Below are 18,928 nucleotides of genomic sequence, written 5' to 3'. Positions count from 1 at the left end.
GTTGTCATTTCGATGCTCTATTTGTTAGTGTATAAGAATAGTAGCATGATAGTTAAAAAAGGAGTGATACATATGATTACATTGCTAATAGTGGACGATCATCCTATTGTGCTAGAAGGGACAAAAAACTTATTCCAAGAAAATGAAGATATTATTGTAGAAACAGAGAATGATGCTTTGAATGTTATTCAGAGAATAGAAGAAAAGACATATGATATTTACTTAATCGATATTAATATGCCATTAGAAAATGGAATAAGTTTGGCACGCAATATTAAATCTGTGCAATCGAATGCAGCGGTTATTCTGTATACAGGTGATGATATTACGGATTATTATTCATTAATTTTAGAGCGGAAAATAGAGGGGATTTTAGCTAAAACAGCATCTAGGGAACAAATCCTGCGAACGGTACGTGCCATTGCAAATGGTGAGATTGTATTACCAAAAAATTTCTTAAACTTCCTTGATAATAAATTCAAATTAAAGCAAGCTCAATTGGATATCCAGTTAAACGAAAAAGAAAAAAGGATTTTGCGATTAATTGCTAAAGGGCATACAAATAAAGCCATTTCCTTAGAATTGAACATTTCTCAACGCACAACGGAAAGATATTTAACACAACTGTTTTCACTTTTAAATGTCGATTCTCGAAATGAGGCTGTCGAGCTTGCAGCTAAAATGAATTTATTGTGATTGACCTTCACGTAAAGTGCTTGAAATCCTAAATAATGCAATATATCCATATTGAAGTAGAGTTATTAGTATTATACCTAAATTCAAATACTAAATATCTAGATTTTTTATCGAACACCGTCAAAAAATGGCGGTGTTTTTTGATTACCGCCATATCACGCCAATATTTGCACCGAAAACCGCCAGAAAAATGGCGTAAACCTAATGTTGAAATGACGGTGGCACTACTGGTACGCTTAATTTAACAAAGGAATACGGTGAAGTGCTATTCAATTCAAAATAACGTGCTAAATAAAAGTAATTTTATGATAAAACTCAATCAAAGGTAGGCGTGCGTATTGAAAGTAGAACTTGAAAATTTGTTTTCGGTAGATGAATCTAATCAAGAAGAAGTCATTAATGTTTATAACCGCTATGGTATTTTTGTGAACGCATCTGAAATCAAAAGAAGAAATGTTAAAGCATCTTTCAATCCTGTGTTTACTCTAGATGGAGATGTGACATATGAGAAGGTAACGGCATTATATAAATCATTGCAATATGAATTAGGTATTCATTCTATTGGAGAGAGATTTTACTTTGATTTTTCAGATAGTGAATATGAACAGGCACCTTTGTTTACATTAAACTCTACAGGCAACTCACCGCATATGTTTTTAGAGGACAAAGGAACAATGTTTTCAGTAAACCCTTATTGTGAGTGTTGTGGTTTGATGAAAACAAAGCAACTATCACCATTAGTGATTGACACAACGCAAATGAAAGATCGACACCTTGTACATGTGAGCGGTTTTTGGGTAGCTTCCCAAGAACTGGTCAACTTGATGAAGAAAGAAAAAATCAAAGGATATCAACTTTTAGAGGTCATTCACTGTGGTCCAAAGCAAGGGCAGCATAAAGCATATCAAATTATCCCAACACAGCGGCTACCAAAACGTAGCTCGGGAAGAGTCAGATTACATTTTGCTACAGAACAAGCACCGTGTAGCTGTGGCTTGAATGGTGTGATTCAAGGACCTGATATTTGTAAATTATCAGATGTAAGTCGTTTAAAGGGAGATGTGTTTTTAGCAGCGGAATGGAGCCATGATGGACAATATGTATATAGAAAAACATTATTTAGTAAGCGATTTAGAGAATTGATTATCGCCAATAATATTTCCCGAGAGGTTCGAGGAGAAAAGGATTGTAATTTTGGTCCAAAGGATTGGCTGTTTGATCCAGTGCTATTAAAATAAGCATCTCCTATCCATACTGATAGGACAGAAATATGTTATGATGTGAAAACATAGCATGAGAAGTCTTGAGGTGAGATAGATGAAGAAATGGGCATATCCATTAGCAATCCTAACGTTTCTAATTTTTATTGGATTGCGTTTTACTTATCAAAGTGAAGTGATAAATAGTTTGGATGTCAAGATGGCGAACTGGCTGTTTGGTAATCGCTTTATTGAGATATTTCATTATATAGGGGAGCCTGCATTTGTTGTGACGATTGCAGTGTTACTGATGGTGTATTTAGCTTGGAAAGTAAAAAACTATCGAAGTATGTTACTGGTAATCTTTACTTTCGCCGCAGGAAATGGATTAAATCACATCCTGAAAAAATGGGTGCAACGACCAAGACCTGATATTGAAGAACAGCTATTATCATTTAGTTTCCCATCTGGACATGCAATGACGAGTATTTTATACTTGTTCACGCTTGCGTACATTTGGTCAGAGAATCATCGTAAGCACCGTTATTTAATTTGGCTAGGTGCAATCATTCTGACCTTGTTCATCGGCTTATCTCGTATAGCGGGTGCTCGTCATTTTGCTTCAGATGTATTAGCAGGCTGGTGTATGGGTTATACATGGTTCATCATTTGTATTTTATGGTATGAACGTCGTCAAAAATTGTATCAAAACGAATGAAGGCAGTATCCTGTTTGTACAAGGGATACTGCTTTTTATCATATAGATGTTGTAGGCAAATCCAACGTGATGCACCATACAAAAATCTATTGATAGTCTCTTTTTTGTAGCAATAGATTATTTGGTTTGTGTCATTTATATTTTCCTTATAAAAAATAGTTGCTCATAGGAAACAATTGAGTTAAGATGAGTACAATAAGAAAAAGGGAAAAGGAAGTTGCGAATGGAAGGAAATGTATTATTAGCGTTAGGTTTAACATTGTTTGCTGGGCTTGCAACAGGTGTAGGTAGTTTAATAGCTTTCTTCACATCTCGTACAAATACGAAATTTTTATCAGTAGCATTAGGCTTTTCAGCGGGGGTGATGATTTATGTATCACTTGTTGAAATTTTTGTGAAAGCAAAAGATGCTTTAACCAATGCATTAGGTACGACAAATGGTTATTGGATGACCATTGTTGGTTTCTTTGGTGGTATGCTTTTTATCGCTTTAATTGATAAATTCATTCCAAAAGCGACCAATCCTCATGAGGTGAAATTGGTAGAGGACATTAATGCAACAAAGCCACAAGTAGATGAGGCACATATGATGAAGATGGGGGTTTTTACAGCATTAGCAATCGCTATTCATAATTTCCCCGAAGGTATTGCTACATTTATGTCAGCCATTAATGATCCGAGTGTTGGAGTGGCTATAGCTATTGCTGTAGCGATTCACAATATTCCTGAGGGCATTGCGGTCTCTGTACCTATCTTTTTTGCTACAGGAAATCGTAAAAAGGCTTTTAAGCTATCATTTTTATCTGGTTTAGCAGAGCCTGTAGGAGCATTAGTTGCATTTTTATTGCTGATGCCTTTTTTAACCGATGTGATGTTTGGTATTGTATTTGCCGGTGTGGCAGGCATTATGGTATTTATTTCATTAGATGAGCTATTACCAGCTGCACAGCGCTATGATGAAACACATTTATCGATGTACGGCTTAGTTGGTGGTATGGCAGTGATGGCGATTAGTTTAGTGTTATTAGCATAATCTCAAAGAGGGTATCGATTTCTCGATACCCTCTTTAGCATTTATTCGACTTGTATACCATGTTGAGCGGCTGTTGTTAAAATAATATCGTGTTCCGTGAATTGTTGCTGCATGGCTTTTACAAAACTGTCAGCAATCGCTGTAGGTACAATCGAAATAAGTGTTGGTCCTGCGCCACTTAATGCTGTACCAAATGCACCGTGCGCTTTCGCAGCGGCACGAATTTCAGCATATTGAGGAATTAACTGTGCACGGAAAGGCTCATGGAATAAATCAGCCTCCATATAGCGACCTGCACGTTCAAAATCATGTACCATCAATGAAGCAGCAAGCATATTAGCATGGGCCGATGCATTGACAGCATAGACACGATCAAACTGTTCCGGTAACACAGAGCGAGCCTCACTTGTTTTTAGCTCCACAGCAGGAATATAGACGACAAAGGCAGCATCAATGTTTGGAATATGAAGTGTATCCACAAAGCCATTGTCATTCATAGAAGAAATCGTTAAACCACCTAAAACAGAAGCTGTTGCATTATCAGGATGTCCCTCGATTTGAGAGGATAAATTAAGTTTATCCTGCACAGTCAGCTCTAGTGCACACACTTGATTGGCTAGTTCGATACCTGCTACAATCACAGCGGCACTGCTACCTAAGCCACGTGCTAATGGCAACTCACTTGCTAGTTCGACACGACAGGCAGGCAATTCTTTTCCATATTGGTCAGCAACCTTTTTGGCGATACTATACAAGAGATGCTCTTCAATAGAGAATTTTTTAGGACCGTTATCGTCAAGGTGGATAATTTCCCACTGTTCCTGTAAAGAAACTTGTAGCTTTAGATAAAGTGCTAAGCCAAGTCCAATGGAATCAAAGCCAGGGCCTAAGTTAGCTGTGCTCCCTGGAACAGTGATGTGCCACATGTTGCTCATAGTACACCTTCGATATATTGACGAATTTCCGCTTCATCATTTTTCAATGATACAACGTCAACAGTCGATACATCCATTGCTGTATCAGGGTCTTTTAAGCCATTTCCTGTGAATACAGTAACAACTTTTGAGCCTTTAGCAATTTTGCCGTTTTCTACGGATTTAATGACACCTGCTAATGAAGCAGCTGAGCCTGGCTCTACAAAAATACCTTCAGTGCCAGCAATTAGCTTGTAAGCCGCTAAAATTTCTTCATCTGTTACAGAGTCGATAATACCACCAGATTCATCACGAGCAGCTTCAGCGAATTTCCAGCTTGCAGGATTACCAATACGGATGGCTGTTGCGACTGTTTCTGGATTAGCAATTGGCTCACCCTTGACGATGGCTGCTGCACCCTCAGCTTCAAAGCCAAACATCTTTGGTAGACCAGAGCCTTTCGCTTCGTTGTATTCTTTAAAGCCTTTCCAGTAGGCTGTAATGTTACCTGCGTTACCAACAGGGATGCATAAATAGTCAGGTGCCGCACCTAATGCATCCACAATTTCAAAGGATGCTGTTTTTTGTCCCTCAATGCGATATGGGTTCACAGAATTCACAAGTGCGACAGGTGTTGTTTCACTAACTTGACGTACAATATTTAAGGCATCATCAAAATTCCCATCGATTTCGATAATTTTTGCACCATACATTGTTGCTTGAGCCAGTTTACCAAGAGCTACTTTGCCTTTTGGAATGACAACAATCGATTGAATGCCAGCGCGTGTTGCATAAGCCGCAGCGGCAGCAGATGTATTGCCTGTAGATGCACAAATGACACATTTACTACCATCTTCAATTGCTTTTGCCACAGCAAATACCATGCCACGGTCTTTAAAAGAGCCAGTTGGGTTTGCCCCTTCGATTTTGCCGTAAAGCTCAATACCTAGTTTTTTTGATAAATTGACTAAATGTATAAGAGGTGTATTACCTTCATTTAATGTAAGCTCAGGTGTATTGTCTGTTACAGGTAAAAATTGTTTATATTCTTGGATAAGGCCTTTCCACATAATAACCATAATCTCCTTTTGTTCTTATAGAAAGAACAGTTGTTTTTGTATAAAAGACATTTTAACGCAAATTGCACTCTATTTTCAATAGTATTTTGGAAATTGTCTAAACAATTCTGTGTTTTGAAATTCTCTTGTCACTTTCTTGAAACAAATGTATAGTAATTTTGTAAAGTCATATGTAAAGACAGGTGGTTATGATGATAGTAAATAATAATGAAGGAATAAATAAATCACAGCAACCTATTTCTCGTAATAAGCTATTAGGTGTAGCTGGAGTTGGCTGGCTTTTTGATGCAATGGATGTGGGCATACTGTCATTTGTCATTGCAGCATTAGCAGTGGATTGGGGGTTAACACCTAGTCAATCAGGCTGGATCGGAAGCATCAATTCAATAGGGATGGCTGTAGGTGCACTTGTTTTTGGTGTGATGGCTGATAAAGTAGGGCGCAAGCAAATTTTTATGTGGACACTTGTACTGTTTTCACTAGCTAGTGGTTTATCTGCATTCACCACAACGCTAACTGCTTTTATGGCACTACGCTTTTTAGTGGGAATGGGGTTAGGTGGCGAGCTACCTGTTGCCTCCACACTTGTATCTGAAAGTGTAGAAGCAAAGGAACGTGGTCGAGTAGTCGTTTTATTAGAGAGCTTTTGGGCAGTAGGCTGGCTATTAGCAGCACTCATTTCATATTTTGTGATTCCAACATGGGGCTGGCGTGTAGCGTTAATATTAACGGCACTTCCAGCGGTATATGCAATTTACTTGCGCTGGCATTTGCCTGATTCACCACAATTTACGGTAAAGGCAGAAGCGAAGAAGCGTAGTGTGTTACAAAATATGCGTGATGTATGGTCAAAAAAATATGTACGTTCTACATTGATGTTATGGGTGCTATGGTTTACAGTAGTATTTTCTTATTACGGTATGTTTTTATGGCTACCAAGTGTGATGGTTGGCAAAGGCTTTGACTTAATTAAAAGTTTCCAATATGTTTTAATCATGACGCTTGCACAGTTACCAGGCTATTTTACGGCAGCATGGTTTATTGAGAAGTTTGGACGTAAATTTGTCCTTGTTACTTATTTATTAGGGACAGCGATTAGTGCGTTTATTTTTGGTAATGCTGAAACATTAACGGTTTTGTTAGTGTCAGGTATGTTTTTATCTTTCTTTAACTTAGGTGCATGGGGAGCGCTTTATGCATATACGCCTGAGCAATATCCAGCGATTATTCGTGGTACAGGAGCAGGATTAGCAGCCGCTGTCGGTCGAATCGGTGGTATCTTTGGGCCGTTGTTAGTTGGGTATTTATTGACTGCTGGCTACGAGATTGGTTCTATCTTTGCTATTTTCTGTGGTGCCATTATAATTGGCGTAATCGGTGTACTGTTGTTAGGAAAAGAAACGAAACAAACGGAACTAGAATAATAATATTGGAGGGAGGTGAGTAGGTGAAAAGACGCTCATTTCCCTCTTTTTTTATCTTGATTCAGTGGGGGTTCCAATGCCCACCGAATCAAGATAAACGCTCCAGACACAATTGCGTTGGGGCATAATTCATAATTCATCTACAATTTACTATTTCAGAAAAATCATTGTATTCAGAATATAATCGTGGTAATGTATTTTTAATTGTGTTCAGAAGCAGGGGGAAACAATCTCTGTCCATGATGATTTCATTGAAAGAAAGGTTGTTGCGTATGAATATTAAAGAGGAAATACAAAGAAGGTTTGTCCATTTATCAAAAGGGCAACGAAAAGTAGCACAGTTTGTATTGAATAATCCAACCGTTATTGTAAATAATGGAGCCGCTGAAGTTGGTAGGCAAGCAAATGTGAGCGAATCAACGGTTATTCGTTTTTGTTATGCAATGGATTTATCTGGTTTTGTAGAGTTACAGGAGGGAATTCGTCATATGCTGCTATCACAAAAGCCTGCTTTGCAAGTAGAGAGGCAATCAGCAGTGGAACAGACGATGCAACATGATATTCAAAATATCCAAAATACGATGTTGCTGATAAATGAACAGCTATTTCACAGAAGTGCAAAGTGGATGCATGAAGCAGAGGCTATTTATATAGTAGGCACCTATCAGACCACGCCAACGGTTCAATGGCTATTGTACACATTGAAAACATTGCGCTCTCATGTTTATTTAGTAGATAGCATGCAGCAAGTGAAGAATATGAATGAAAATACAGTGTTAATTGTATTTGCCTATGACACGTCTTTCCATGATATGCAGCCAGTTGTGGAAAATGCAAAGGCAAGACGGGTAAAAATAATTGCGTTAAGTGGCTCTGCTTTAACGCCTATTCGAGAGTATACCAATGTTTTATTTACACTTAGTATGACACAATCATTGCTCTCTCATAGTGTACCAGTGGTATTATTTTCATTTTTCAATGCTTTGCTAGATACAATGATCAACCATAATCTAGTACAGTATGAGCAATACCAGAAAACAAATGAACGAGGAGTGCAAAATATTTTATATTTCAATACGGCAAGAGAGAAGCATGGCCTCTAAACCCACCAACAAATTACTCCATTCAAAAGTGCTATCAAATTATCCTTTATGGCAATAAATAGAATGGTAATGGGCCTTTAAGGAAAAATTTTCTTAAAGGCTCATTACTCATGATGCTGAAGTATGCCACTTAATCGGATAAAATCTTGCTAAAGCTATATTCGTCTAAATAGCGATCATGTAATCGAATAGCTTTTTGGCGAATGCCCTCTTGTTGGAAGTCTAGCTTTTTAGCTAAATGAAGGGCATTTTCATTATGCTCCATGATAGACAACTCTAAACGAGAAATCTTATGTTGCTTAGCCCAATCTTCTACAGCTTGTACAAGGGCAGTGCCAATACCTTTATGTTGATATTCGCTCGTTACAGCTAAACAAATAGAGGCTACATGCTTTGTTTTAGTATGTTTATAGCCATGAATATAAGCATAACCAACGAATAGTCCATTTAAGATACAGAGTAAAATCGTACGGTTTTTTAATTTTTTCCAATAAGTGAAATCCTTTCGAAGCTGTTGCACAGTTAAATTTAATTCATTATGCATACTGTACATAAAATCGGTTTGTTGGAAAATTTCCTCTTGTAAATGTATAAGTGCCCGAGCATCAGATGCCTCCGCAGGTCGAATAATATAGGCCGTTGTATTCGTATTATTTTGATTATTGACTTCAGTAATTTCTATAGGCTTGGCCTCTGTGCGAGCAAACGTTACACTTGTACTCAATGTTACATCAATGACAGCATAACCAGCTTGTGTCCATGCTAAAAAGTGTGATAATGGTGGCTTTGTTTTCTTCCACCAACTTCTATTCAAATAAGCAGCATTGGGCAATGTTTGTCCAATAATATTTTCTAATTCTTCAAAGGATAAAGTAATTTCTGGTTGAGTAGCTACTTCAAAGTAACTTGCCAGAGGAATATACTTTTTGTCCATTTGTTTCGTCATGGTAATCCCCATTTCTTGTTAGTTCTCGGTTGTAGACTAAATGATAATAGCATAAATTTATATTTTCTTAAATTATAAAAGAGGAATTTAGTAACTATTTTATAGTATTTTTTTTAAGATAGCACATATTTTTAACAAAAAATAATAAATTTTATAAGCAATATCGAACGAAATATTAAAATGAAATTACAACTATACGAGTAAGGAAAGTATGATAAAATAAATGACAAATGCGATAACTATTTAGGAGGAAGAATTTTAATGGGTAAAGTTTTAGTTTTTGGGCATAAAAATCCAGATACAGATACAATAACATCTGCGATTGTGTACGCATATTTAAAGCAACAAATTGGTGTAGAGGCAGAGGCAGTACGTCTTGGAGAAGTGAATAACGAGACAAAATTTGCATTAGAGAAATTTGGCTTTGAAGCACCTCGCTATATTGCGTCTGTTCAAGGAGAAGCAGATCAAGTAATTCTTGTAGACCACAATGAATTCCAACAATCAGCAGATGGCATTGAAGAAGTACAAATTACAGAGGTAATTGACCATCACCGTATTGCGAATTTCCAAACGGCTGATCCATTGTACTATCGTGCAGAGCCAGTTGGTTGTACAGCAACGATTTTGAATAAATTATTTAAAGAGCATGGTGTAGCAGTTCCAGCGAATATTGCAGGCTTAATGTTATCAGCTATTGTGTCTGATACATTGTTATTCAAATCACCAACATGCACAGAGCAAGATGTACAAGCTGGTGAAGAGTTAGCAAAAATAGCGGGTGTAGATGCTGCAGAATATGGTTTAGCTATGTTAAAAGCTGGTGCTGACCTTTCAGACAAAGCGTTAGAGGATTTATTGTCTTTAGATGCGAAAGAATTCCAATTTGGTAGCTACAAATCAATTGTTGCCCAAGTAAATGCTGTAGATATTAATGATGTGTTGGGACGTCAAGCAGAGCTAGAAGCATTATTAACAAAAAACGTAGCAGACAATAGCTTAGATTTATTCTTCTTTGTAGTCACAGATATTTTAAATAATGATTCAACAGCAGTAGCAATCGGACAAGTTGCAGAAGCATCAGCAAAAGCGTTTGGTGCAGAGCTTGTGGATAACCGTATCGTATTACCAGGCGTTGTATCACGTAAAAAACAAATTGTGCCAGTATTAACAGAAGCATTAAAATAACAAAGCCATACAAAAGACACCCGCATGAATTTTATTGTGGGTGTCTTTTGCGTGGGTCTCTAATCTAGCTTTAAGCGTTGTACAGCAGGTCCTTCAAGCACTTCACCGTTCTGATGGAAGCGTGAGCCATGACATGGACAATCCCATGTATTATCAGCTTCGTTCCACTTTGTTTTACAGCCGAGGTGTGTGCATGTGGGGGCTTTTCGTTGTTTAACATGACCTGTAACAAATTCCTTCGCCACAAAGCCACCAACCTTCAACATTTGTAGCATTTGGACGCCAAATTTTGTGCGTGCTGGAGAATAAAGAGCGATAGCACCGTCTCGACAAGGTGCACCTGTAATAAGAGAGGTTAAGATGGAGCCTGCTACAAATGAATTGGAGATACCCCACTTACGATACCCTGTCGCAATATAGACATCGGGCAAAGAAGGTGTAATACGACCGACATAGGGCAAAATATCTGGTGTTTCAATATCTTGTGCAGACCAGTGATAAATTGGCTCTTGTTGAAAATGGGCCTTCATTGTCTTGTGTAACGCATCATAATAATGCTCTGTATCTCCAGTAACACCTGCGATATGGCTTGAGCCAGCAAGAAGTAGATAATGTTGGTCAGCAATATTCGCAGTACGGATAGAGCGTGACGGTGCATCAACAGACAAATATTGCCCTGTCATTGGCTCCATAATTTGGCTTGCCATCATATAGGAACGGCTATTGATTAATTTGAAAAGCTGAAGCCCTTTAAACCCCTCCATTGGATAATGTGTACATAAAACAAGTTTTCGATAATGGACATGAATGTCTTCTGTAATATGTACATGATTATTTTGGATATTTAATTGTTTAACCCGTGTATTTGTATAAATTTGAGCGCCCATTCGTATTGCCTCCTGTGCTAGAAACTGACAAACAGCAACAGGATGAATTTGAGCTTGCTGTGGCATACTAAGCGCTTTTTTTATGGAGAACGGTAACTCTGTATCCTTTGTCATTTGCCCTGTGATATTCAATACTTTATAGGCATTCCATTCATTTAATAGCTGTCCATAACCTTCAGTTGTTTGACCATAAAGGATAGAATCGACCGTTTGAATGCTATTTTTGGGTAGAAACTGTCGGACAGTATGAATGGCATCTTGGTTTAATTGGTAATATAATTGTGCCTCGTCTACAGATAATTTCTCCAATAATTTAGCGTAAATAATGCCATGCTGGGCAGTTAATTTTCCTGTAGAATGTCCTGTTGTCCCTTGCCCAATTGTAGAATGTGCCTCTAATAGTACAACGTTGACGCCTGCTTTTGCTAGTAAATAGGCGGTATATAAGCCACTTAAGCCACCACCGATAATGCAAACATCACATGTCATAGAAGCAGATAAAGTAGCTTGCGACATGGGTTGAGTAGTGGCTAGCCAAAGGGATTGTGTCATAATGAAACCTCACATTGTTTTTTATGCTCAGTATGCCGATTACTGTAAGTATTTATTCAATTGAGCAGAAAAATTGTCTTTTAAGGTAGGGGCTCGCTACAATGAGGAAAAAGGAGTGTTACATGATGAAAATCGAAATTTGGTCAGACTTTGTATGTCCATTTTGTTATATTGGTAAAACACAGTTAGAAAAGGCGATTCAACAAGTAGGATTGGTGGGGCAGGTAGAGCTGATTTATAAAAGCTACCAGTTAGATCCGACAACACCTGCTGATACGAATGAATCAACTTATGCGGCATTAGCCAAAAAATATGGTATGACTTATGAAAAAGCACAGGAAATGGCACAAGGTGTGGCAATGCGTGCAAAAGAGGTCGGATTGGATTTCCAATTTGATGGATTACAAGAGGCCAACACAATGAAAGCACATCGACTTGTAAAATGGGCAGAGAGACAAGGCGATGTCACAGCACTTGTAGAAGCATTATTACGTGCTTATTTTGTAGAAACAAAACGTATTGGACAGGATGAGGTATTAGTAGCTATTGCTGAACAAGTTGGTTTGAACCGAGAAGAAGTAATGAAGGTACTAGCGAGCGCTGACTTTGCACAAGAGGTAGAAGCGGATATACAAGAGGGTATACAGTTAGGTGTGCGTGGTGTACCGTTTTTTGTATTGAACCGTAAATATGGCATTTCAGGTGCACAGCCACAGCAAGTTTTTGAGGATACATTGCGTAAAGTAGCTGAGGAAGAAGGCTTGTCTATGGGGTTAAAAATGATGGGAGAAGAACAAGCTCCAAATTGTACAGACGATAATTGCACATTGTAAGTAAAAAATTCAGCCAAAAGTCTGATATGTGGAGCGTTGACATTTTCATTGAATTTTTTTATGATATTAATATATCTTGAAATCGAGATATTAAAACTTGAGATATAAGGGGAATTTATATAATGAATGTTTTAGTAGTAAAAGCGAATAATCGTCCAGATGGTATTTCAACAAAAATGTATGATGCGTTTATGGAAAATGTACAAGGCGCAAATGTAACAACGTTTGATGTTTTTGCAGAGGATATGCCATATTTTGGCCAAGACCTTTTCAATGCTTTTGGTAAAGTACAAAACGGTGAAACATTAACAGATATTGAAGCACGTCTTTTAGCAGCAAAACAAAAAGCGATGGATGCATTAACGGCGGCAGATGTAGTTGTATTTGCTTTCCCACTTTGGAACTTAACAATTCCAGCAACATTACAAACATTTATCGACTATGTATATCAAGCTGGTTTCACATTCAAGTATGATGAAAATGGTCAATTAGTGAGCCTAATGACAGATAAAAAAGCGATTATTTTAAATGCTCGTGGTGGATTCTACTCAGCACCAGAAGCACAACCAATGGAAATGTCAGTGAACTATATTAAAAATGTGGTTGGTGGCGTGTTCGGTATGGAAATTATTGAAGAAGTGATTATTGAAGGGCATAATGCTTCTCCAGATAAAGCACAAGAAATTATTGCAAATGGCTTAGAGGAAGTAAAAAAAGTAGCACAATCTTTACAAGCAGTAACAGTATAATTTTAATAAAAATCCTCTCATTGATTGAGAGGATTTTTATTTTGGAGGTATGGTAGTAGATAGATGTCTGACATATTGCTATTATACGATTTTTCGCTAATTACAATAAATAACATCCTATTGATTTTTAGGAGATATAAATGATAATAATTTGTTAATTTACTTTAAAGTGTTTATTTATTTATCAAAAAATACATACAATTAGGACTATTTGTTCAGTTAAAATGGTAATTAGTATACTATAATGAAAATGTATGAAAATAAAATAGTAAATTAAAGGAGGCACTTTCATGCACAAAAATATACTAACGAAGTTCATTATGGCTATGCTGATTTTCTTTGCAGTGTTACCGTATGGACTATCTGCCGATGCTGCATCAACAGATGTAACACGTGGAGATTATGTAAAAGCATTAGTAGAGGGCTTACATACAGAGCTTGGTGATGGCTCTAAACTTACCTTTACAGATGTTCCAAAGGACTTAGCACCATATGTAGAAAAAGCAGTAGACTTAAAGCTAATTAAAGGAACAACAGCGACAACATTTTCACCAAACGATAAAGTAACACGTCAGCAAGCATTTGTTATTTCATCGCGTGGACTTGCTACTACAAAGGCACCACTTTCTGTATTAGACCAATTTAAAGATGCAAAACAAATTGCGGATACACATAAACAAGATTTGGCAAATGCTGTAGCAGCGAATCTTTTACAAGGTTTTGCTGATGAGACAATTCGTCCTGATGAATATGTAACAGCTGTTCAAATGAAGAGTATCATTGAGCGCTTTGTCGCAGAATATCAAGTACCAACATCTGCAACAACAGTAGATTTGCAAATTTTAGGAACTACAGATATTCACACAAACTTAGCAAACTATAACTACTATTTAGATGCGCCGTCATCTACTCTAGGTTTAGCAAATACAGCAACATTAATTGAACAAGCACGTACTGCAAATCCGAACACATTATTATTTGATAATGGTGACTTAATTCAAGGAACGCCACTAGGTTCATACAAAGCATTAGAAAGCGCATTAAAGCCTGGTGAAGTACACCCTGCAATCGCAGCGCTGAATGCATTAAAATATGATGGTGGAACTTTAGGAAATCACGAGTTCAACTATGGTTTAGCGTTTTTAGATGAAGTATTAAATGATGCAAAATATCCAGTAGTAAATGCAAACACGTATGATGCGAAAACAAAAGAACGTATGTTTACGCCATATGTAATCATTGATAAAGAAGTTGTAGATAATACAGGTAAAAAGCAAATACTTAAAGTTGGTGTAACAGGTATTGTGCCACCAAAAATTGTTGAATGGGATGCAATTCATTTAACAGGTAAAGTTGAAATGCAAGATCCAGTAGAAGCAGTAAAAGAAGTTGTGCCTGAAATGCAAAAAGCAGGAGCAGATGTTATTGTTGTGCTTGCCCATTCAGGTATTGGTACTGCTAAAGCAGGGGTAGATACTGAAAATGTAAGCTACCAAATTTCTGAAATTGATGGTATTGATGCTTTAATTACAGGTCACTCTCATTTAACATTCCCTGGTGACTACAAGGATTTACCGAATACAGACCAAGCAAAAGGCACAATCAATGGCGTACCTACTGTTATGGCAGGTAGTTATGGTAGCCATCTTGGTGTAATTGACTTAACGTTAGAGCAAAAAGGTTCTGAATGGACTGTAGTAGATGGCAAAGGCGAAATTCGTTCTATTAAACAAGAAGGTTTAAAACCATCTGATACAGTGTTAAATGCTATTAAAGAAGCACATGAAGGGACATTAACGTATATTCGTCGTCCTGTTGGTGAAACAACTGCACCAATCCATAGCTACTTCTCAATGGTACAAGATGATCCATCTATTCAAATCGTAACACAAGCACAAAAATGGTTTATTGAAAACGAATTAAAAGGAACTGCTGATGAAAAAACACCAATCCTTTCTGCTGGTGCACCATTCAAAGCAGGCTCTCGTAACAACCCAGCTGATTTCACAAATATTCCTGTAGGTCCACTTGCTATTAAAAACATGGCAGATATTTATGTGTACGATAACACAGTATCTACAATTAAAGTAACAGGTGCACAGGCTGTTGAATGGTTAGAAATGGCAGCTGGTATTTTCGCAACAATTGATCCAGCAAAAACGGAAGAGCAAAATATCATCGATCCAGAAGCACGTTCTTACAATTTTGATGTATTAGATGGTTTAACATATCAAATTGATGTTACATCACCAGCGAAGTATGATGGTGGTAAACTAGTGAACGAAAAAGCAAATCGTATTAAAAATGTACAATACAATGGTAAGCCAATTGATTTGAAACAAGAATTTATTATCGTATCAAATAACTACCGTGTTGGTGGTTCATATGGTGCGACATTTAAAAAGGCAGATGGCTCTAATGTAACAAACTACGCTTACGAAAACCGTCAAGCCATTGTTGACTACATTTTAGCAACAAAAACAATCAACCCTGCTGCGGATAATAATTGGTCATTTGTACCGTTCCCAGCAAATACAAAAGTAATTTACAATTCTGCGAAGGATGCTCAAAAAGTAATCCCAGCAGGTAGCAAGATTGAATATTTAGGTGATACTGAAGGCGGCTTTGGTAAATACCTAATTAAATAAGCACTAGAAAAGGAGAGCAACGATTAAATCGCACTCTCCTTTTTTTGTCGTTCAAATTGATGATAGCGTGTGCCTTGGAATGTGAGTAAACCAAAGTCACCCTCTGCTAATTGCCCATAATCAGTACCAGCCATTTTTAATTCTAAGCGATCACCACTTTGCACTTCAAAGGTTACATAGTAAGTCGTATGGGCGCTAGAATCACCTGAGCCACCACGTGTATTGGAGCGCTTTGTTACAATTTTTGCAGGCACTGTTAAGACAGGCTCTTTATTGTTTTTTGTCCACTGACTAATACTGCTAATAAGAGCAAACGCAATACTCCCAAACACAATAAAGAAAATAATGGTAATGAAGATAGAAGCAAAACTTGGATCATCATGAAGAAAGAACATCTAACCCCTCCTTTTGATAATAAAGGATATATTTCAGAATTTACCTGAATATCCATGTCATCCTTTATAAGTATATCACCTATGTTCCATAGTGTTATAGACTAAGGTTCGGCATATTAAGAGAGGCAATAGCATAACCTTTTAATACATGATATATTTCATATTTCAGTTATAATTAATAACCTAATATATAATCGTAAATAAGTTACTCAAAATTTACTTTGCCAGTAATAATCCTTATAATAAAGGAAGAAGAGGTGAAATTTATGACTGAAAATATGCTATGTCCCCGTTTAGCAAAAGCGATGGATTTAATCGGAAAACGATGGACAGGACTCATTTTATATCAATTATTAGAGGGACCACAGCGCTTTAATGCCATTGAATCGGCATTACCTGTTAGTGGTCGTTTATTATCGGAGCGTTTAAAGGAGTTAGAAAAAGAAGGCTTGGTGGAGCGTAATGTGTATTCAGAAGTTCCTGTGCGTGTGGAATATTCATTAACAGAGAAAGGTCAATCATTAGAAGAAGCTATTCGTCATATTGAATCATGGGCTACAAATTGGTTGTAACGCTAAACGTAATGACACCAAAGTATAATTAATTATTTTACTTGTCAAATTGCGTTTCTGAACCCATACTATTGTAGAGTGAGAAGACGTAAGAAAGGAATTAGCTTTTTATGACAAAAGAACAATGGGCAAAGGATTTAGCGCAAAGTATAAATCCAGCTAATATTAAATTAGATGAATTACTATCTCAATATACAATGACGAAACTAGGTGGCAAAGCGGATCTTTTTGTCTTTCCTGAAACGGAGGAAGAGGCAGTAACCGTTATTCGCTATGCCAATGAACATAATATCCCTTTATTAATGTTAGGAAATGGCTCCAACATGATTGTGCGTGATGGCGGCTTGCGAGGCATTGTCGTGACATTTGCACGGTTAGATGAAATTCGTATTACAGGTGATCATGTATATGCACAAAGTGGGGCATTGCTGATTGAAGTATCAAAACAAGCTGCTACGAACTCTTTAGCAGGTTTAGAATTTGCTTGTGGTATTCCTGGTTCTATCGGTGGAGCGATGGCAATGAATGCAGGAGCCTATGGTGGAGAAATTAAGGATATTATTATCTCCTCTAAAGTGATTACTAAAGAGGGAGAGGTTGTAACTTTGTCGAAAGAGGAGCTAGAGCTTGGTTATCGTCAAAGTATTATTGCGAAACAAGGCTATTATGTACTATCATCAGAATTTCAATTAACAAAAGGTGTACAGCAAGAGATTGATGCTAAAATTGCTGATTTTACATTTCAGCGTCAATCTAAACAACCTCTTGAATATCCGTCAGCAGGTAGTGTCTTTAAGCGACCACCAGGCTATTTTGCAGGGAAGCTGATTCAAGATAGTGAGCTGCAAGGAAAAGGTGTAGGTGGTGCTGAGGTATCGATGAAGCATGCGGGCTTTATTATTAATAAAGGTCATGCAACAGCTACTGACTATATCGCTACAATTCAAATGGTACAACGTGTAGTGAAAGAGAAGTTTGGTATTGATTTAGAGCCAGAAGTAAAAATCGTTGGTGATGATTTAGTTTAGTTTTTTCCAACAGAAATCAAAGATTACGCTCTTCGCACTGGCGAGGGGCGTTTTTTAAGGAGTAGTGAACAGATGAAGTTTATTTCGTGGAATGTTAATGGTATTCGAGCTTGTGTGAAAAAAGGTTTTTTAGATTTTTTTGAGCAAATGGATGCTGATTTTTTCTGTATTCAAGAGACGAAGTGTCAGGCTGGACAAGTGGAGTTAGCGCTGGAGGGATATGAGCAATATTGGAATTATGCACAGAAAAAGGGCTATTCAGGCACAGCGATTTTTACGAAGCATAAACCAATGACGGTTCATTATGGTGTTGGTGAGGATTCCTCGCAGGAGGAGGGCAGAATTATTACGTTAGAGTATGAGCATTTTTATTTAGTAAATGTCTATACGCCGAATGCGCAGCGTGATTTAGCACGACTACCTTTACGCTTACAGTGGGAGGAACGTTTAGCACTTTATTTGCAAGAGCTAGATGCGAAAAAGCCAGTTGTTTATTGCGGTGATTTGAATGTGGCACATGAAGAAATAGATATAAAAAATGCAAAATCAAATATTGGTAACTCTGGCTTTACATATGAAGAGCGTGCAAAAATGACAGAGCTATTAGCGAGTGGTTTTGTGGATACATTCCGCTATCAACAGCCAGATGCAACAGATCATTATACATGGTGGTCTTATATGAATAAAGTACGTGAGCGCAATATTGGCTGGCGTATTGATTATTTTATTGTGTCAGAGCGCTTGAAGGAGCAAATTGATGTGGCTACCATCCATCCACATATTATGGGTAGTGACCATTGTCCGATTGAACTACAATTGAGAAAGGGTTCGTAGACAATCGACATGACTTCGTAGGTATTCGACAAAACTTCGTAGGCAATCGACAGATGTTTATTATGTGAAACCGTATTCGTAGAGAGTACGGTTTTTATAGTAAAGTGACAAAATTTTATAGGCAATCGAC

18 protein-coding genes are annotated in these 18,928 nt (G+C 37.4%); 13 read left to right on the top strand and 5 right to left on the bottom strand.

Annotated elements, in window-relative coordinates:
• Positions 1 to 72: 72 nt before the first annotated feature.
• The 4 genes from OPF91_RS13055 (at position 73) to zupT (ending at position 3,646) form a co-directional block, all read left to right on the top strand.
• Complete coding sequence (locus OPF91_RS13055) at positions 73 to 696, top strand: response regulator (protein WP_264989232.1); 624 nt, start codon at positions 73 to 75, stop codon at positions 694 to 696.
• A 338-nt stretch (positions 697 to 1,034) separates the two neighbouring features.
• Positions 1,035 to 1,934 carry a hypothetical protein gene (locus OPF91_RS13050; protein WP_264989231.1) on the top strand — a complete coding sequence of 300 codons (900 nt, stop codon included), beginning with the start codon at positions 1,035 to 1,037 and terminating at the stop codon, positions 1,932 to 1,934.
• 79 nt (positions 1,935 to 2,013) lie between these two features.
• Positions 2,014 to 2,613 (top strand): phosphatase PAP2 family protein, encoded by a 600-nt coding sequence (locus OPF91_RS13045; protein WP_264989230.1) that lies wholly within the window; start codon positions 2,014 to 2,016, stop codon positions 2,611 to 2,613.
• A gap of 223 nt (positions 2,614 to 2,836) precedes the next feature.
• On the top strand, positions 2,837 to 3,646 hold the full coding sequence (zupT, locus tag OPF91_RS13040; RefSeq protein ID WP_264989228.1) for a zinc transporter ZupT: 810 nt from the start codon (positions 2,837 to 2,839) through the stop codon (positions 3,644 to 3,646).
• Between the two features lie 41 nt (positions 3,647 to 3,687).
• On the opposite strand, the gene thrB is transcribed toward zupT, so the two are convergent.
• Together thrB and thrC are read right to left on the bottom strand one after the other, a co-directional pair.
• Entirely contained in the window at positions 3,688 to 4,581 is an 894-nt protein-coding gene (gene thrB / locus OPF91_RS13035) for a homoserine kinase (RefSeq protein WP_264989226.1), read from the bottom strand.
• Positions 4,578 to 5,630, bottom strand: a complete 1,053-nt coding sequence (gene thrC, locus OPF91_RS13030; RefSeq protein ID WP_264989224.1) for a threonine synthase — start codon at positions 5,628 to 5,630, stop codon at positions 4,578 to 4,580. Before thrC ends, thrB begins: the two co-directional genes overlap by 4 nt.
• 200 nt (positions 5,631 to 5,830) lie before the next feature.
• On the opposite strand from thrC, the gene niaP reads away from it, so the two are divergent.
• Positions 5,831 to 7,063, top strand: a complete 1,233-nt coding sequence (gene niaP / locus OPF91_RS13025; protein WP_264989223.1) for an MFS transporter — start codon at positions 5,831 to 5,833, stop codon at positions 7,061 to 7,063.
• A 272-nt stretch (positions 7,064 to 7,335) separates the two neighbouring features.
• Positions 7,336 to 8,166 (top strand): MurR/RpiR family transcriptional regulator, encoded by an 831-nt coding sequence (locus OPF91_RS13020; protein ID WP_264989221.1) that lies wholly within the window; start codon positions 7,336 to 7,338, stop codon positions 8,164 to 8,166.
• Between the two features lie 130 nt (positions 8,167 to 8,296).
• Here the strand turns inward: OPF91_RS13020 and OPF91_RS13015 are convergent, their stop codons facing one another.
• Positions 8,297 to 9,112 carry a GNAT family N-acetyltransferase gene (locus OPF91_RS13015; protein WP_264989220.1) on the bottom strand — a complete coding sequence of 272 codons (816 nt, stop codon included), beginning with the start codon at positions 9,110 to 9,112 and terminating at the stop codon, positions 8,297 to 8,299.
• 261 nt (positions 9,113 to 9,373) lie between these two features.
• Here OPF91_RS13015 and OPF91_RS13010 point away from each other — a divergent pair, with 261 nt between their 5' ends.
• Positions 9,374 to 10,300 carry a manganese-dependent inorganic pyrophosphatase gene (locus OPF91_RS13010; protein WP_264989219.1) on the top strand — a complete coding sequence of 309 codons (927 nt, stop codon included), beginning with the start codon at positions 9,374 to 9,376 and terminating at the stop codon, positions 10,298 to 10,300.
• A 59-nt stretch (positions 10,301 to 10,359) separates the two neighbouring features.
• On the opposite strand, the gene OPF91_RS13005 is transcribed toward OPF91_RS13010, so the two are convergent.
• On the bottom strand, positions 10,360 to 11,739 hold the full coding sequence (locus OPF91_RS13005) for an FAD-dependent oxidoreductase (protein WP_264989218.1): 1,380 nt from the start codon (positions 11,737 to 11,739) through the stop codon (positions 10,360 to 10,362).
• Between the two features lie 125 nt (positions 11,740 to 11,864).
• On the opposite strand from OPF91_RS13005, the gene OPF91_RS13000 reads away from it, so the two are divergent.
• The 3 genes from OPF91_RS13000 to OPF91_RS12990 all read left to right on the top strand — a co-directional run bounded on the left by OPF91_RS13000 (position 11,865) and on the right by OPF91_RS12990 (position 15,969).
• Positions 11,865 to 12,572 carry a DsbA family oxidoreductase gene (locus tag OPF91_RS13000; RefSeq protein ID WP_264989217.1) on the top strand — a complete coding sequence of 236 codons (708 nt, stop codon included), beginning with the start codon at positions 11,865 to 11,867 and terminating at the stop codon, positions 12,570 to 12,572.
• A gap of 122 nt (positions 12,573 to 12,694) precedes the next feature.
• The gene (locus tag OPF91_RS12995; protein ID WP_264989216.1) at positions 12,695 to 13,321 is read left to right on the top strand and encodes an FMN-dependent NADH-azoreductase; all 627 of its coding nucleotides are present in this window, start codon (positions 12,695 to 12,697) and stop codon (positions 13,319 to 13,321) included.
• Positions 13,322 to 13,611: 290 nt separating this feature from the next.
• Positions 13,612 to 15,969 carry a bifunctional 2',3'-cyclic-nucleotide 2'-phosphodiesterase/3'-nucleotidase gene (locus OPF91_RS12990; RefSeq protein WP_264989215.1) on the top strand — a complete coding sequence of 786 codons (2,358 nt, stop codon included), beginning with the start codon at positions 13,612 to 13,614 and terminating at the stop codon, positions 15,967 to 15,969.
• Between the two features lie 23 nt (positions 15,970 to 15,992).
• Here the strand turns inward: OPF91_RS12990 and OPF91_RS12985 are convergent, their stop codons facing one another.
• Positions 15,993 to 16,364 (bottom strand): DUF2500 domain-containing protein, encoded by a 372-nt coding sequence (locus OPF91_RS12985; protein WP_264989214.1) that lies wholly within the window; start codon positions 16,362 to 16,364, stop codon positions 15,993 to 15,995.
• A 266-nt stretch (positions 16,365 to 16,630) separates the two neighbouring features.
• On the opposite strand from OPF91_RS12985, the gene OPF91_RS12980 reads away from it, so the two are divergent.
• The 3 genes from OPF91_RS12980 (at position 16,631) to OPF91_RS12970 (ending at position 18,798) form a co-directional block, all read left to right on the top strand.
• Positions 16,631 to 16,936: a winged helix-turn-helix transcriptional regulator gene (locus OPF91_RS12980; protein ID WP_264989212.1), complete on the top strand. Its 306-nt coding sequence runs from the start codon at positions 16,631 to 16,633 to the stop codon at positions 16,934 to 16,936.
• A 110-nt stretch (positions 16,937 to 17,046) separates the two neighbouring features.
• Positions 17,047 to 17,964, top strand: a complete 918-nt coding sequence (murB, locus tag OPF91_RS12975; RefSeq protein ID WP_264989210.1) for a UDP-N-acetylmuramate dehydrogenase — start codon at positions 17,047 to 17,049, stop codon at positions 17,962 to 17,964.
• 72 nt (positions 17,965 to 18,036) lie between these two features.
• On the top strand, positions 18,037 to 18,798 hold the full coding sequence (locus OPF91_RS12970; RefSeq protein WP_264989209.1) for an exodeoxyribonuclease III: 762 nt from the start codon (positions 18,037 to 18,039) through the stop codon (positions 18,796 to 18,798).
• Positions 18,799 to 18,928: the final 130 nt, after the last annotated feature.

The sequence above is a fragment of the Lysinibacillus piscis genome (genome assembly GCF_026012395.1).
GTDB classification, from domain to species: Bacteria; Bacillota; Bacilli; order Bacillales_A; family Planococcaceae; genus Lysinibacillus; species Lysinibacillus piscis.
Note: the sequence above shows the minus strand (reverse complement) of the source record. Positions and strands in the feature narration are given on the sequence as shown.